The organism is Sphingomonas sp. NBWT7 (assembly GCF_014217605.1).
GTDB lineage: Bacteria > Pseudomonadota > Alphaproteobacteria > Sphingomonadales > Sphingomonadaceae > Sphingomonas.
This window is the reverse complement of the sequence record NZ_CP043639.1, coordinates 2,328,809-2,342,996: the sequence shown is the minus strand read 5'-3', so window position 1 is coordinate 2,342,996 and position 14,188 is coordinate 2,328,809. Positions and strand designations below refer to the sequence as shown.

Genomic DNA, 14,188 nt, shown 5'->3' with positions numbered 1-14,188 from the left:
CGTGCGGCTGCGGCCGGTTGCCTTCGCACTGGTCGGCGTGGCGCTGGTGTGGGCGTGGCTGTGGTTCGGCGTGCCGCTGCTAGGAGCAATTGGCGAGGGGCTAGGTAACGTTGCGGCGGAGGCGCTGTTCACGCTCGCGGTCTACGCGCCGATCCTGCTCGCCGCACTGCTGCTCGGCCGGCTCGCCGAGGTACCGATCGGACGGCCGGACCGCGCCGCCACGCGCCGCTTCGGTGGCGGCGCGGTGATAGGGTCGGCTGCGCTCGCGCTCGCAATCGGCTATTGCGGGGTTGCCGGCACGCTTTTTCGCGGCACTTCGGCATTTGCGGCAAGCGCGTTCGCGGTCGGGCTGGCAACGATCACGCTTCAGGTGCTGGCCGAGGAGGCGATGTTCCGCGGGACAATCCAGCCGCTGCTGGTGAATGGCCTCGGGCGGCTCGCCGGCGTCGCCGCGACCGCGTTCGCCTTTGCGCTGCTGCACGGGGGCGCGCCCGGCATCGACGGAGTGACGATCGTGAACATGCTGTTGGGCGGCGTGGTGTTCGGCGCTCTCGCCCTGCGCGGCGGCGGCATCGCGGCTGCGTTCGGCGCGCATCTCGCGTGGAATGCGATCGAGCAGATCGGCGTCGGGCTCGATCCCAATCCCGGCACGGGCGCGTTCGGCGCGCTGCTCGACCTCGATCTCGCCGGCTCGGTCCGCTGGGGCGGATCGGACGCGGGGCTCAATGCGAGTTTGGCGATGACCTTTGCGCTTGCCGCGGCGGTGGCGCTCATCTTGCGATGGGGCAACCCGCGGATCGCACCGTCGATGCCGGCCCCGCCGGCGAGGGCTGGCGGCTGATCGCCGACCGGCTTTCACCCTATCAGGAGTTCGCCGCGCGCTCCGCGTCGATCGCATCGCGCGCCTTGCGGAACGCGGCCATCGCGTTGCTCGAGATCGTGCGTCCGCCACCCGTCTCGATCGACTGCGGATCGACCGGTGCACCGTCGATATGCACTTCATAGTGGAGATGCGGCCCGGTCGATCGACCGGTGGTGCCGACTTCGCCGATCTGCATCCCCTGCATCACGCGTGCGCCGGGCGCGATGCCGCCGGCGATCGCGTTCATGTGCAGGTACAGCGTGTCCCAGCCGTTATCGTGATGTAGCCGCACGAAATTGCCGTTCGCGCCCTTCATCCCGGCAAAGGTCACCGTCGCGTCGCCCGCGGCGAAGATCGGCGTGCCCGTAGGCGCGGCGAAATCGGTGCCACGGTGCATCTTGCGGAAACCGAGGATCGGGTGGCCGCGCATCCCGAAGCCCGAGCTGATCCGCGCCGCCTCAACCGGTGTGCGCATCAGCGAGCGCCGGCTGCTGCGCCCGCCGCTGTCGAACCATTCCGCCTCATCTGTGCCGGGCAGCTGGTAGCGGTATAGCGCGCGCGTCTTCGCCGGCGTCGACAGAAAGGCGTAGACGAGCGTCGCGGGGCCGACCGGCTCACCATCGGCGTTGACGCGCTCCTCGAAGCCGGCCTCGAACACGTCGCCCGCGCTTACCTCGCGTTGCATGTCGAAATCATAGCGGAAGGCGTTGGCGAAAGCGCCGACCAGCACGTCGCGAACCCCCGCCGCGACCGCGGAACTGTAGAAGCTCTCGCCGTCGAGCTCGCCGCGCACGAATGTCAGCCGGCGCACCAGCTTCGCGGCGATCGACTTGGCGACGAGCGCGCCGCCCGCATCGCGCTCGATTACCACGCCGCCGCCATTGGGATGCGTCGCGGTGAGCGCGTGAAGGCGCGGGCCCGCCATGGTGACGGCGAGCCGCAGCGGGCCCGGAGCGTCGCCGAGCGCTTGGGACGCCATTCCGGCGGCGGCCGATGCGTCGCCCTCGGCGATGCCGAATGCTCGGAGACTGGCGGCGATCTGTCCGGGCGCGGGCAGGTTGAGCACGCGCTCGTCGAACGTCGCCGTGCCGCGGGGCGGGGCCTCGATCGCGGTTGGCTGCGCTGGCGTGCTTGGCGCGTCGGGCCGTGCGGCAAGGGCGGCGATCGCGCCCGCAGCGGCAATGGCAAGGGCGAGGATCGTAGGGCGGCGCGATCCTGCCCGCGGGGACGCATCTGTTGCAGTGGCGCGTGCCGGCGCCGCCGATGCGACCGGGGCGGGGGCGGGGGCCGCCCAGGACCGCGGATCGAACGAAGGCTCCGGATCGTCGCGATTGTACACGCCTGTCCCCGAGCCATTATTTCCGCGCCGAGGCCGTTGCCGCCGGCCGCAAAGGTATTGCCGCGGTGGGGCGATTTGGCAATAACCCGCGCGCGGCGCCGTCCGGTGCCGACGAGACAATCGGGGTCGAGGTAGCGATTCGTGGGCAAGAACCGAGTCGCATGGTCCGAAGGCATGTTCCTTCGCCCGCAGCACTTCCAAGCGCAGGATCGTCACGCCGAGGCGCAGCTCGATGCCCGTATCGCCGCCGTCCGGCCGTGGCCGTGGGGGCTGACCGAACTGGTGGTGGACGACGATCTCGCCGCGCTGGGCAAGTTCGCGATCACCCGCGCGGTCGGCGTCATGCCCGACGGCACGCCGTTCGCGATACCCGAAGACATGCCGCCGCCGCCGCCGCTCGACGTGCCCGACGATGCGCGCGACGCGCTGGTGTCGCTGACGCTTCCCGCGGGACAGCCGGGTGCGGTGCAGTTTCGCGATGCGGAGAGCGGCAGTCTCGATGCGCGCTACCTCGTCGACGACGCCGAGATCACCGATTCCTACTCGTCGGACCGGACCAGCGAGCCGGTCGGGCTGGCGCGCCCGAACCTGCGCTTCGGCGTGACGCGCGACCAGACCTACGGCCGCGTCACGCTCGGCCTCGCACGCGTGCGGGAGGTGTCGAACAAGCGGCTGATGTTCGACGATCGCTACATTCCCGCGACGCTCGACATCGTCGCCGCGACGCGGCTGCGTGGCGGGCTGGCGGACATCGTCGGGCGCGCGGGACAGCGCGCCGGCGAACTCGCGCTGCGCGCGGTGGAAGCGACAGACGGCGGATCAGACACGTTCGCCAGCTTCCTACTGCTGCAGGCGCTCAACCGCTGGATGCCGGTGCTCGAGCATCTGCAGTATCTGCCGACCGTACACCCTGAGCGCTTGTACGAGACGCTGGTGTCGATGGCGGGGGAGCTCGCGACGCTGATCCGGCCCGAGCGCCGTGCGCCGCCGCTGCCGCGCTACGATCACGTCGATCCGCAGCTGTGCTTCGATCCCGTGTTCGACCTGCTGCAGTCGATGCTGTCGGCGGTGTTCGAGCGTTCCGCGGTGCAGCTGCCGCTCGATCAGGCGGGCCCGGGCGCGTACGTCTCGCGCATCACCGATCACGGGCTGTACCAGACGGGCTATTTCTATCTCGCCGTTTCCGCCGCCGCGCCGGTGGAGGAGATCCGCGGGCTGTTCCCCTCAGTGGCCAAGATCGGATCAGTACAGCGCATGCGGCAGATCGTCGATTCCGCGCTGCCGGGCGTGCCCCTGCGGCATACGCCGACGCCGCCGCCGCAGCTGCGCGTGCTACCCGGCTTCGTCTATTTCGAACTTGATCGCGGCGTACCCGACTGGGCCGAGTTTGCCACCGCCACCGCGCTCGGGCTGCACGTCGCGGGTGACTGGCCGGGCTTGAAGCTCGAACTGTGGTGCGTGAAGCGGAGCACGCGGTGAACGGAAGCGACGGCGAGGACGGCGACAAGACGGTCTTCCGGCCGTCACCGCTCCAGGGATTGAAGCGCGGCACGGGCACGCCCGATGCCGCCGCCTACGGTTCGAGCGGCTACGGCGCGCCGCCTCCGCTGTCGCGCACCGGCCACGCGCCCGCCGGCGGCACGCTCGCGCCGTCACGGCTCGCCGACGACGACGTGCCGCTGCCCGCGACGCCGCCGCGCATCCGCAACGTCATGCTGGCAGAGGCGGAGCCGGTGCTGGCGCTGCTCGCCGCCGTCCGCGCCGGCCGCGTACGCATGCCGATGCCCGAGATCCATCGCGAATGCGCCAAGGCGATCGCGACGTTCGAGCGCGCCATCGCCCCGCATTATCCCGAAGAGAAGCGCCAGCGCGCGAAATACGCAGTGTGCGCGACCGCCGACGACGTCGCGCAAAATCTTCCGGGCATCGGCACGGACGGCGCAGAATGGGCGCGCCGCTCGATGGTGGTGCAATTCTTTCACGAGAATATCGGCGGCGACCGCTTCTGGCAGCTGGTCGACGACATGCTGCGCGTGCCGAGCGACAATGCCGACCTGATCGAGCTGTTCCACGCCTGCCTCGCCGCCGGGTTCGAAGGCCGCTTCCGCGTCATGCCGGACGGACGGCGGCGGCTGCAGGAGATCATGACGCGGCTGCACGGCGCGCTTCCGCACGTGCGCTCGCTGTCGCAGGTTGAATTGGTGCCCAATTGGCGCGGCGAGAAGGCGCCGCGTACGCGGATCGGGCTCAACGTCCTCGCGCTCGCCGCTGCCGGCGCGCTGGCGCTGCTGGTGCTCGTCTATGCCATTCTGCGGCTGATCCTCGCGTCGAGCGGCGACTTGCCGACCAATCGGCTCGGCGCGCTCAACCCCGACACGCGCGTCACGCTGTCGCGGCCAGCCGCGGAGATGGCGCCGCAGCAGAGTGCGCAGGCGTCGCGTATCGCCCGCTTCCTCGAACCTGAGATCCGAGAAGGGCTCGTCAAGGTGGAGGAGGATGCGCAGACGGTGCGCGTGCGCACCACCGTGGGCCAGCTGTTCGAATCGGGATCGGACGAGCTGGAGCAGGGCCGCGAGACGCTGTTCCATCGCATCGGGCGCGCAATCGAGGCCGAGCGCGGCTCGGTGCTGATCGAGGGGCATGCCGACAATGATCGCGTCGCGACGGTGCGCTTCCCGGACAATATGGCGCTGTCCGAGGCGCGCGCCGAGGCGGTGGGCAGGCTGATCCGCGACGATCTGTCCGATCCGTCGCGCGTCTCGACCAAGGGGCTGGGGGAAAGCGTGCCGATCGCATCCAACGACAATGCGGAAGGCAAGTCGCTCAACCGCCGCGTCGAGATCACCGTGCCGAGGCGCTACTGATGCGGCGCTTCTTCTCCGCGCTCGGGCGCTTCCTGTCCAACTGGTACACCGTGACGCTGACGGCGGCGGTGTTGCTGGTGCTGATCGTGCTGCTGGCGCTGCCGTGGCTGTTCGCATTCTGGCGGCCGTGGAGCGTGCGCATCACCGGCGTCGTCGTCATCGTCCTGCTGTGGGGCATATGGTGGGGCATCCGCCGCTGGCGCGCGAAAAAGCGCGCCGACGCGATCGCCAGGGAGCTTGCCGGCCCTGACGCGGCGGAGGAGGAAGGCCGCGCGCTCGGCTCGCGCATGAGCGATGCGCTCACTAAGCTGCGCGCCGCATCGGGCGGCAAGCGCGACTATCTTTACACCCGCCCGTGGTACGTCATCATCGGCCCACCCGGCGCGGGCAAGACCACCGCATTGCTTCACTCGGGCCTGCGCTTCCCATTCGTCGAACAGGCGGTGAAGGGCGTCGGCGGCACGCGCAATCTCGATTTCTGGTTCGCCGACGAGGCAGTGCTGGTCGACACCGCGGGCCGCTACACCACGCAGGATTCGGACGCGACGGTCGACGCCGCGGGCTGGGCGGCGTTCCTCAACCTCCTCAGGAAGAACCGCCCGGCGCAGCCGATCAACGGGATCATCGTCGCGGTCGGCGTCGATCTGCTTGTCGGCAGCGACTGTGCGGCGATCGACGCGCATGCCAGTGCGGTGCGCCGGCGGCTGGTGGAGCTGCGCCGTACGCTCGAGACCGCTGTTCCCGTCTACCTGATCGTCACCAAGGCCGATCTGCTCGCCGGGTTCGACGCCTATTTCGACGATCTCGACGTCGAAGGCCGCCGCGCGGTGCTCGGCGCGACGCTGCCCTACGCCGATGGCCGGCCGACCGGCGAGGCGCTGGCCCATGCCTTCGACACCGCGGCGCAGGCGATCGCCGACCGTCAGGCGCGCCGGTTGTTCGAGGAGGTCGACCAGCGTCGCCGCGGCATGATGCTCGGCTTCCCGGCACAGCTGCGATCGCTGCGCGCGCGACTGATGCGCTTCGCCGAAGGCGCGTTCGTCGCCGGGGACGAGGCACCCGCGCAGCTACGCGGCTTCTACCTCACCAGCGGCGTGCAGGAAGGCGCGCCGCTTGATCGCATTCTCGCTGCGATGGGCGACGTGTACGAGGCCCCCGCGCCGGGTACGAGTGGGGGCGGGGCGATCGAGACGCGCAGCCGCGCGTACTTCCTCAACCGCCTGCTGACCGAGGTGATGTTCCCCGAGGCGGGGCTAGTCTCGATCGACACGCGCGCCAAGGCGCGTCGCCGGGCGCAGCTGGTCGCGGCGCTGATCGGCATCGGCGTCGCGGCCGCGCTGGTGCTCGGCGCATGGGGCGTCAGCTACGCGCGCAATCGCAGCTTCCAGAACGATCTCGCGGCGCGCGCCGCCACGGCAGAGCGCCAGCTGCGCGAGGCGGGCGTCGATCTGGTGCAGGTGCGCGAGGACGATGCCGATCTGCGCGCGGCGTTGCCCGGCCTCGATACGCTGCGCAACCTGCCGCGCGGCTATGCCGAGCGCCGCGCAGGCGGCCCGCCGCTGCTGATGACCTTCGGCCTCTATCAGCGCAGCCTCAGTAATCAGGCGGAGGAGACGTACCGCGCTGCGCTGCGCCGAATCATGCTGCCGCGCCTGCTGCTGCGGCTGGAAGCGGTGATGAAGGCCAATGGCAGCGATCCGATGGCGCTGTACGAGCCGCTCAAGGTCTATCTGATGCTGGGCCAGCAGGGGCCGATGGATGCCAGAACGGTGAAGGCGTGGGTGACCGGCGATTGGGCGGGCGAGCTGTACCCCGGCGCGGACAGCCAGGCCGAGCGCACCGCGCTGACGCGGCACCTCGACGCGCTGCTCGAGGATCGCGATCTCGCCGCGGTGTGGCCCAATCGCAAGCCGCCGCTGGATGCGCAACTCGTCGCCTCGGCGCGCGCGGCGGTGCAGACGCTGAGCCTCGCCGATCGCGCCTATGCGGTGATGCGGCAGAAGGCGGCGTCGGCCGGCCCGGCGTGGGAGGCGGCGAACGTGCTGTCGCAGGGGGACGTGCTCGCCTTCGCCGCGCCCGACGCGGTCGCCGACTACCGCATCCCCTATTTCTTTACGCGTGCAGGGTATGAAAAGACCTACCTGCCGGGTCTCGCCACGGTGCAGCAGGATTTGAAGCGCGATCTGTGGGTGCTGGGCGGCGCGGAGGAGGCGGGTGTCGGCGAGGAATTGTCGAACGTGCGACCGGGCGTCGCGGGCCTCTACGCGAAGGACTATATCGCCGCGTGGGACGGGCTGATCGCGGCGATGAAGCCGGGTGCCTATTTCCGCGATCCGGCCGCGTTCGGCGCGCTGACCAAGAGCCCGTCGCCGCTAAAGCGCGTGCTGCTCGAACTGCGCAAGAACACGATCTTCACCGGCGGCGCACAGGCCGGACTGGCGCGCGTCGGTCGCTACGGCCTCAACCGGTCGCGGATCGGCCGCGTCGTCAACGAAGTCGGGCGCGATCGCGCGCGCGGGCTGGATGCGGGCGACGAGATCAGCCTCTACTTCGCCAATCTGCACGAATATGTCGGCGATGGCCGTGACTCCGCGCCGATCGACGAGTTCGTCGCGGGCATCAAGGCGGCGGGGCAGGCGGTGATCGCCGCGCAGTCGGTTGGCGGCGGCGGTGGATCGGACGCAACGCAGGCGTCGATGGCGGCAGCGCTGGCGACGGTGAAGGCGTCCGCCGCCGGCGCCCCGCCGCAGCTGCAGGACTTCGTTACCTCGGCCGCCGGCGGCGGCGCGGCGGCGCAGATCGGCGCGGCAAGCGGCGCGGTCGCCGATGCCTATGCCAAGGTCGTCCTGCCAGCGTGCAAGGAGGTGGCCCAAGAGCATTACCCTTTCTTCGCGGGGACGGCGCCGGATGCGCCGATGGCTGAGACGCTGCGCGTGTTCGGCATGGGCGGGGTGATCGACCAGTTCGTGCAGCAGCGGCTCGCCGCGATGATCGACACCGGCGGGCCCGTCTGGCGCTGGCGCGAGGGCGACCCGGTGGCGGGCGCGCTCAACCCATCCTCGCCCGAGGCGTTCGCGCAGACGGTGGAGCTGCGCGATCTGCTCGCCGGCGGCCTGCCGATCAAAGTGCAGGTGGCGGCATTCGGCCGGGGTGTGGCGACCGTGGAATTGTCGAGCGGCGGTACCCGCTATCGCTTCACCGCGGGCAACAACCAGCCACGGCCGCTGCTCTGGTCGGCGAACGGCGGGCTGCCGGAGGCGTCGATCGTGCTCTACGGCGACGGCGGCGCGGAGGCGAAGGGGGGTGACGGCCCGCCCGGCCCCGAAATCGACCGGGTTGAGGCGGAGGGCCCGTGGGCGCTGTTCCGCCTGCTCGACAAGGCGGACAAGCGCAACGCGGGCGAGCGCATGATTCAGGCCGCATTCGGTGCCGGTTCAGAACGCACGACGCTGGCGATCGCACTGCCGACCAAGCGCAATCCGTTCAGCCGCGCCGGCATATGGTCGTTCCGCTGCCCGGCGAGCCTATGAGCGCGTGGGTGTTCGGCAAGCTGCCGGCGCACGGCGATTTCGTCGCGCGCGGGATGCCGGCGGCGGAGCGCGAGGCGCTCGACGCGTGGCTGTCGGCATCGCTGATGGCGGCGCGTGCGCACTACGGCGATGCGTTCGACGCGCGCTTCGACGCCGCGCAGCCGTGGCGCGCCGACGGCGACGGTGTGGCGGGCGCGATTGCGGCCTCACAAGATGCCGCGGGACGGCGCTATCCGGTGTTGCTCCTGTACAAGGCGAGTGATCGCGACGCGTCGCACTGCGAAGCGCTGCTGTACGACGCGATCACGCAGTACTGGTCGGTGGATGATTTGGCGGAGGCGGCGGGCGCTGCGCCCGGCGGCGCGCCCGCACGTTGGTATGCCGGTGCAACCGAACTGGTCGGCGCGCGGCCGCCCGACCTGCTCGCGAGCATGCTGGCGTGAGCGGCGGCCTTCGCATCCGCGCGGTAGCGGCGACGCATCCCGGCCTGAAGCGACGCATCAACGAGGATCGCTATTGCACGCGCGAAGAGCTCGGCCTGTGGGCGGTCGCCGACGGCATGGGCGGCCACGCGCACGGCGACTGGGCGTCGAACGCCGTCGTGCAGGCATTGGAAAGCATCGACTTGCCCGCCGACTTTCAGGCGGCGACGCAGACTGTCGCCGATGCGATCCACAGCGCCAACCGCCGCATCTGGAACGAGGCGCAGCGCCGCACGCAGCAGATGGGGTCGACCGTTGTCGCGCTGATCGTCCGCACCGGCTGCTTCGCGGCGCTGTGGGTGGGCGACAGCCGCATCTACGTGCTGCGTGAGGGCACGCTCCACCCGCTGACGCGCGACCATAGCCAGGTGCAGGAGATGGTCGATCGCGGCCTCATCACCGCGGACGAGGCGCGCCATCATCCGCGCGGACACGTGCTGGCGCGCGCGGTCGGCGTCGGCGCGCGGCTCGCGGTGGACGTAGTGACCGACGAAGCGCTGCCCGGCGACCTCTTCCTCCTGTGCAGCGACGGCCTCACCGGAACGGTCGATGAGGCGGGGATTGCGCGGATCATGGCAGGTGCGGATCGGCAGGCGGCGCTCGACGCGCTGATCGCCGGCGCGCTCGAGGCGGGCGCGCCCGACAACGTCACCGCCGTGCTCGTCGGCGTGCAAGAAACGACGCAGCTCAACGTCGGCGGCGCGCAATGGTGAACGGCGACGACGACGATCGCACCGTTTTCCAGCCCAGCGGCGGCGGCGATGATTACGATCGCACGCGTTTCGAAGTGACGGCGCCCGCGGCACCGGCGCAGGGCGGGGCGATCAAGCCTGGCGACGTGCTCAACCACATGTTCGGCGTGCGCCGCTTCCTGGCACGCGGCGGCATGGGCGAGGTGTTTGAGGGTACCAACCTCGCCACTGACGAGCGCGTCGCGATCAAGGTGATGCTGCCCGCGCTTGCGGCGGACCCCAATGTCATCGCGCTGTTCAAGCGCGAGGCGCAGACGCTGACGCGGCTGCATCACGAGGCGGTGGTGCAGTATCGCGTGCTCGCGATGGAGCCTGATCTCGGCGTCCTCTACATCGTCACCGAATATATCGACGGCACCGCGCTGTCCGACGAGCTTGGATCTCTGCGACCCGATCCGGCGGCACTTGGCGGGCTGCTGCGTCGGCTCGCCTCGGGGCTTGCCGCCGCGCATCGGCTCGGTGCGATCCACCGCGACGTGTCGCCTGACAACGTGCTGCTCAGCGGCGGCGATCTCGCGCGCGCCAAGATTATCGACTTCGGTATCGCCAAGGATCTCGACCCCGGCACGGCGACGATCGTCGGCGACGGCTTTGCCGGCAAGCTAGGCTATGTCGCGCCCGAGCAGCTAGGCGATTTCGACCGGCGGCTGGGACCGTGGACCGACGTGTACAGCCTCGGCCTGGTCATCCTCGCGGTAGCGCGCAGCGCCGATCTCGGGATCGGCGGCACGCTGGTCGATGCGGTCGACAAGCGGCGCGCAGGGCTTGACCTGTCGGCCATCCCGCTGCCGCTGCGCAGCGTTGTCGAGCAGATGGTGCACCCCAACCCCGCCGATCGGCTGCGCGACATGGATGAGGTGCTCGCGACACTCGACGCCGCCGAGGTGCCGGGCGCGACCAGGCGTAACCTGTCGATGCCGCTGATCGCAGGCATTGTGGCGGCCGTGCTGCTCGTGATCGCCGCCGCGCTGTTCCTGCTGCGCGGTGGCGAGGAAGCGGAGACGGCCGCGGTGCAGACGGGGCCGGCAACGGGCGACGTCGTGCAGCGATCGCGCGCGGTGATCGAGGCGGCGCTGCCCTCGGTAAGCTGCACGTGGCTCAGCATCACCAACATCACCGAGCGGCAGCGCGGCGTCGATATAGCGCTGACCGGCGTGGCGGGCGATCCGGCGCAGGCGCAGGACGAGATTGCCGACACGCTGCGCCAGCAGGGCACTGCGGCGCGCGCCATCGACTTCGCTGACGTGTCGCTGATTACCCCGGCGGGCTGCGCCGCGCTCGACGCGTTCCGCCAGATTCGCGCGACGGGCGCGAACCGGCTGTCGGTGCCGCAGCGGCGGTTCGAGATGCGCCCGCAGCCGCCCGAGTCTGCCTATGCCGGCAAGATCGCCGCCAACGCAATCGTATCGGTCGCGGTTGCTGATCCGAGCCTTGATTTCGCGCTGCTCGGCGTTGAGCCATCGGGGCGGATCGATCCGGTGATCCCTAGCCGCCGCGCCTTCGCCGAAACGGTGCGGCAATCGAAGAACGGCGTGCCGATCACTGATCTGGGCGGTGACCGCTACCGGATGCAGATCGATCTCGATCACGCGGGCTGGTCAGGGCTGCTGCTGGTAACGGGTAAGGGGCCGTTCGATGAGGCCGTGCTCGCCCCGCCGCTCGGCAGCCGCGGCAGCGAGTGGCAGAACCGCCTCGCGACGCTGGCGGGCGAGCGCGGGTGGCGCGCGGAGATGGTGTGGTTCGAATCTGTCGCTTCGGCGCGCTCGGCGCTGGGGCAGTAACGCCGGGCGCTGCGGATAATGCGACGCGGGCAATCGCTGCCTTCAGCAAGTATCGATCCAGCTGCGGACGCAACCTTTCATCGCGCAAGTCGCTCATCGCGCGTGATGCGCGCCTCGCAGTGCTGGGTCGACAATTGACGTGGCGGTGGGTCGGCGCGGTGATACAGTAGGGACATCGATGGAACGAATAGCGTCGTCCAAGCTCCAAATTCTGCAGCGCCCGCGGATCGCGCCGGTCGAGCCAATGGGCGGGCTGATCAAGTTCGGGCTGACGCACGCAATCGAGGCGAAGGGCGAGATCCTGTTCGCGAGCCGCGGATCGAAGTCGCTGCACGGCTGGACGATCGGCTTCGCGCAGGTACAGCGCTACGATACCCGCTGGACGGTGTATCGCGGCGAGACGCCGGGCGACGGCAGCGTGTTCGAGCAGAATGCGCGGCCGCCGGCGCGCACCCAGCAGGCGTGCTTTGACGGCGACAGGCCCGGCGCGATCTGGTATTTCGACCAATACAAGATGTGCTGGCTACAGAGCCGGCCGAACGACGTCTACAAGCGCTTCGTGGTCGATCTTCCCGACATTCCAGGGGGCTATCCATCGTCCGAGGTCTATTTTCAGGACAACCCTTCTGGGGGCGTTCAGGTCTTCGTCGTCAACGGCAGGACCAAGGCGATGAACTATCTGCAGGCGGCGCAGGTCGAGATCGGTTTCTGCACCGCGCTGATCGCGCGCGATCCTGGCGGCGTGCCGCACTTCCTCGACTGCTTCTACTGGAGCGTGCACTGGCAGTATGATTTCAGGCGCGTGCCTAACAGCATGCGATTTCAGGCGGTGCAGGTGCCGGGCGGCGTCAAGACATCGGTGAGCAAGATCATCAAGGGCGCCCCGCCCGAGCGGCGGCTGCGCGAATTGTTGAAGGGCGGGCAGCCGACGACCTGTACGATTCTTGCGCGCCGCGCGATGAGTCGGCCACACTTGATCGAAACAGCGGATTGGCGGAGCTTCGACGTCAGGCGCTAGCGACGCCCGGTCGTACAGGCTTTGCGGAATGTTTCCTTATTCCGGTAGCGGCATCTTTTTCAAAGGGTCTGCCGGCATCGCCTTACCAATAGTCCGCCGAGCGGATGACCGGACTGCGCGGTGGCGGCCATGGCGTTCATAGCCATCTTGACTACCAACTTCTTCTGCGCGCTAGCCTAGCGCACGGTGTCGAATCCGGTGCCGTTGGCACACCTCTCCTCGTCCCGACGCGAGTTGAGCGACCATTAGCGGGTCATCGCGCCACTGCATCGATCAGATTGCACCTAGCGCTAACATTAAGCGCCCCGGTGCCTGCCAACTACGAAGCTCGCCCAATCTTCCATAAGCTGCCTGCGCTTCTCGATTGCAGTTCCGCGGCGATATGCTCGTTCAGCCTTGCTCTGTATGGTGTGCGCGAGGGCTTGTTCGATAAGCTCGCGGGGAAAGCTAGTCGCGTCTCCAGCCCAGTCTCGGAAAGTCGATCGAAAACCATGCGTGGTAATGTCTGAACGCCCCATCCGCCGCAGCAGCATGGCCATCGCCATATTCGATCGTTGAGCACCTCCGACGGCAAAGACTGGCGATGCGGCCGAGGATTCCTTTGGGCGTAACGTCTCCAGCACGGCTACTGCTTCAAATGACAGCGGAACGTCATGCGCAACCCCGGCCTTCATCCGCTCCTTCGGCACCGTCCAAAGCTGCCGGCCGAAGTCGATCTCGCCCCATGTTGCCCCGAGCGCCTCTCCGCTTCGAGCCGCAGTGAGTATCACGAACTCTAAACAACGCGCAGCGAGTGCGGGACGCGCCCGCAATTTTGTCATGAACTCGGGCAGCTTTTGCCAGGCTAGCGCCGCGTGATGACCACGCGCTAGCTTGGATTGAGCAGGAAGAAGGTGCGACAAATGGCCTCGATAACTCGCAGGATTCATCGCATCACGCGGCCTGAGCCCACGAGCCTTCGCAGCATCAAGTATGCGTTCGATCCGACCACGAACGCGCTTTGCGGTTTCGGCCTTCGTCGTCCAAATAGGGCTAAGCACCACCAGCACGTCGTCGGTGCTCACCTCTGCGACAGGAATATCGCGCAGCAGGGCGGCGTGATCGCGCAGGCTCTGTCGCCACTGTTGCCGATGAACCTCGTTCTTCCAACCCGCCTCGACGCTGGCGATGTACTCATCCGCAAAATCGCCGAACGTTCTGACGACCGGGGCCGCAACGACCTTCGGTGCAAGTACTTGGCGTGGATCATCCCCAGTAGCGGCCATCTGACGCATCTTCGTCGCAAGGCTACGCGCAGCGGCTAAAGAAACTGTGCTGGCCGCACCGAGACCGATTTCTGCTCGCTTTCCGTTGCGCGTGGCCATGAACACCCACGACCTCGCTCCCGCAGACGTGATCCGCAGATAGAGGCCGCCACCATCGGCGTGGCGACCAGGCTCCTTCAAGGTCGCGACTTGGCGAGCTGTCAGCAGATTTAGGGCACGAGCCACGGCAGATCCTTCCACGAGTGAACTGCCGTTCATTCATGCCCACTTTCATGCCCACTTTCAACTTGGCTTT

10 protein-coding genes are annotated in these 14,188 nt (G+C 68.7%); 8 read left to right on the top strand and 2 right to left on the bottom strand.

Annotated elements, in window-relative coordinates:
* The first annotated feature begins 1 nt into the window (after nucleotide 1).
* Nucleotides 2-841 (top strand): type II CAAX prenyl endopeptidase Rce1 family protein, encoded by an 840-nt coding sequence (locus F1C10_RS11405; protein ID WP_185206293.1) that lies wholly within the window; start codon nucleotides 2-4, stop codon nucleotides 839-841.
* A 22-nt stretch (nucleotides 842-863) separates the two neighbouring features.
* On the opposite strand, the gene F1C10_RS11400 is transcribed toward F1C10_RS11405, so the two are convergent.
* Nucleotides 864-2,201: a M23 family metallopeptidase gene (locus F1C10_RS11400; protein WP_185206292.1), complete on the bottom strand. Its 1,338-nt coding sequence runs from the start codon at nucleotides 2,199-2,201 to the stop codon at nucleotides 864-866.
* Nucleotides 2,202-2,342: 141 nt separating this feature from the next.
* Here F1C10_RS11400 and tssK point away from each other — a divergent pair, with 141 nt between their 5' ends.
* The 7 genes from tssK (at nucleotide 2,343) to F1C10_RS11365 (ending at nucleotide 12,628) form a co-directional block, all read left to right on the top strand.
* On the top strand, nucleotides 2,343-3,680 hold the full coding sequence (gene tssK, locus F1C10_RS11395) for a type VI secretion system baseplate subunit TssK (RefSeq protein WP_258042875.1): 1,338 nt from the start codon (nucleotides 2,343-2,345) through the stop codon (nucleotides 3,678-3,680).
* A complete protein-coding gene (gene icmH / locus F1C10_RS11390) occupies nucleotides 3,677-5,065 on the top strand; it encodes a type IVB secretion system protein IcmH/DotU (RefSeq protein ID WP_185206290.1) in 1,389 nt (462 codons plus the stop codon). Before tssK ends, icmH begins: the two co-directional genes overlap by 4 nt.
* On the top strand, nucleotides 5,065-8,595 hold the full coding sequence (tssM, locus tag F1C10_RS11385) for a type VI secretion system membrane subunit TssM (RefSeq protein ID WP_185206288.1): 3,531 nt from the start codon (nucleotides 5,065-5,067) through the stop codon (nucleotides 8,593-8,595). Before icmH ends, tssM begins: the two co-directional genes overlap by 1 nt.
* Entirely contained in the window at nucleotides 8,592-9,038 is a 447-nt protein-coding gene (gene tagF, locus F1C10_RS11380) for a type VI secretion system-associated protein TagF (RefSeq protein ID WP_185206286.1), read from the top strand. Before tssM ends, tagF begins: the two co-directional genes overlap by 4 nt.
* Nucleotides 9,035-9,790 carry a PP2C family serine/threonine-protein phosphatase gene (locus F1C10_RS11375; RefSeq protein ID WP_185206284.1) on the top strand — a complete coding sequence of 252 codons (756 nt, stop codon included), beginning with the start codon at nucleotides 9,035-9,037 and terminating at the stop codon, nucleotides 9,788-9,790. Before tagF ends, F1C10_RS11375 begins: the two co-directional genes overlap by 4 nt.
* Entirely contained in the window at nucleotides 9,784-11,610 is a 1,827-nt protein-coding gene (locus F1C10_RS11370; RefSeq protein WP_185206282.1) for a serine/threonine-protein kinase, read from the top strand. The genes F1C10_RS11375 and F1C10_RS11370 overlap by 7 nt, the downstream gene beginning before the upstream one ends.
* A gap of 178 nt (nucleotides 11,611-11,788) precedes the next feature.
* The gene (locus tag F1C10_RS11365; protein ID WP_185206280.1) at nucleotides 11,789-12,628 is read left to right on the top strand and encodes a hypothetical protein; all 840 of its coding nucleotides are present in this window, start codon (nucleotides 11,789-11,791) and stop codon (nucleotides 12,626-12,628) included.
* Between the two features lie 296 nt (nucleotides 12,629-12,924).
* Here the strand turns inward: F1C10_RS11365 and F1C10_RS11360 are convergent, their stop codons facing one another.
* Nucleotides 12,925-14,151 carry an integrase arm-type DNA-binding domain-containing protein gene (locus tag F1C10_RS11360; protein ID WP_185206278.1) on the bottom strand — a complete coding sequence of 409 codons (1,227 nt, stop codon included), beginning with the start codon at nucleotides 14,149-14,151 and terminating at the stop codon, nucleotides 12,925-12,927.
* Between the last annotated feature and the right edge of the window lie 37 nt (nucleotides 14,152-14,188).

What these genes read in the sequence shown, in the direction of transcription:
- tssM (WP_185206288.1), top strand. Translation starts at nt 5,065, where the DNA reads ATGCGGCGCTTCTTCTCCGCGCTCGGGCGCTTCCTGTCCAACTGGTAC.
- tagF (WP_185206286.1), top strand. Translation starts at nt 8,592, where the DNA reads ATGAGCGCGTGGGTGTTCGGCAAGCTGCCGGCGCACGGCGATTTCGTC.
- F1C10_RS11370 (WP_185206282.1), top strand. Translation starts at nt 9,784, where the DNA reads ATGGTGAACGGCGACGACGACGATCGCACCGTTTTCCAGCCCAGCGGC.
- F1C10_RS11365 (WP_185206280.1), top strand. Translation starts at nt 11,789, where the DNA reads ATGGAACGAATAGCGTCGTCCAAGCTCCAAATTCTGCAGCGCCCGCGG.
- F1C10_RS11360 (WP_185206278.1), bottom strand. Translation starts at nt 14,151, where the DNA reads ATGAACGGCAGTTCACTCGTGGAAGGATCTGCCGTGGCTCGTGCCCTA.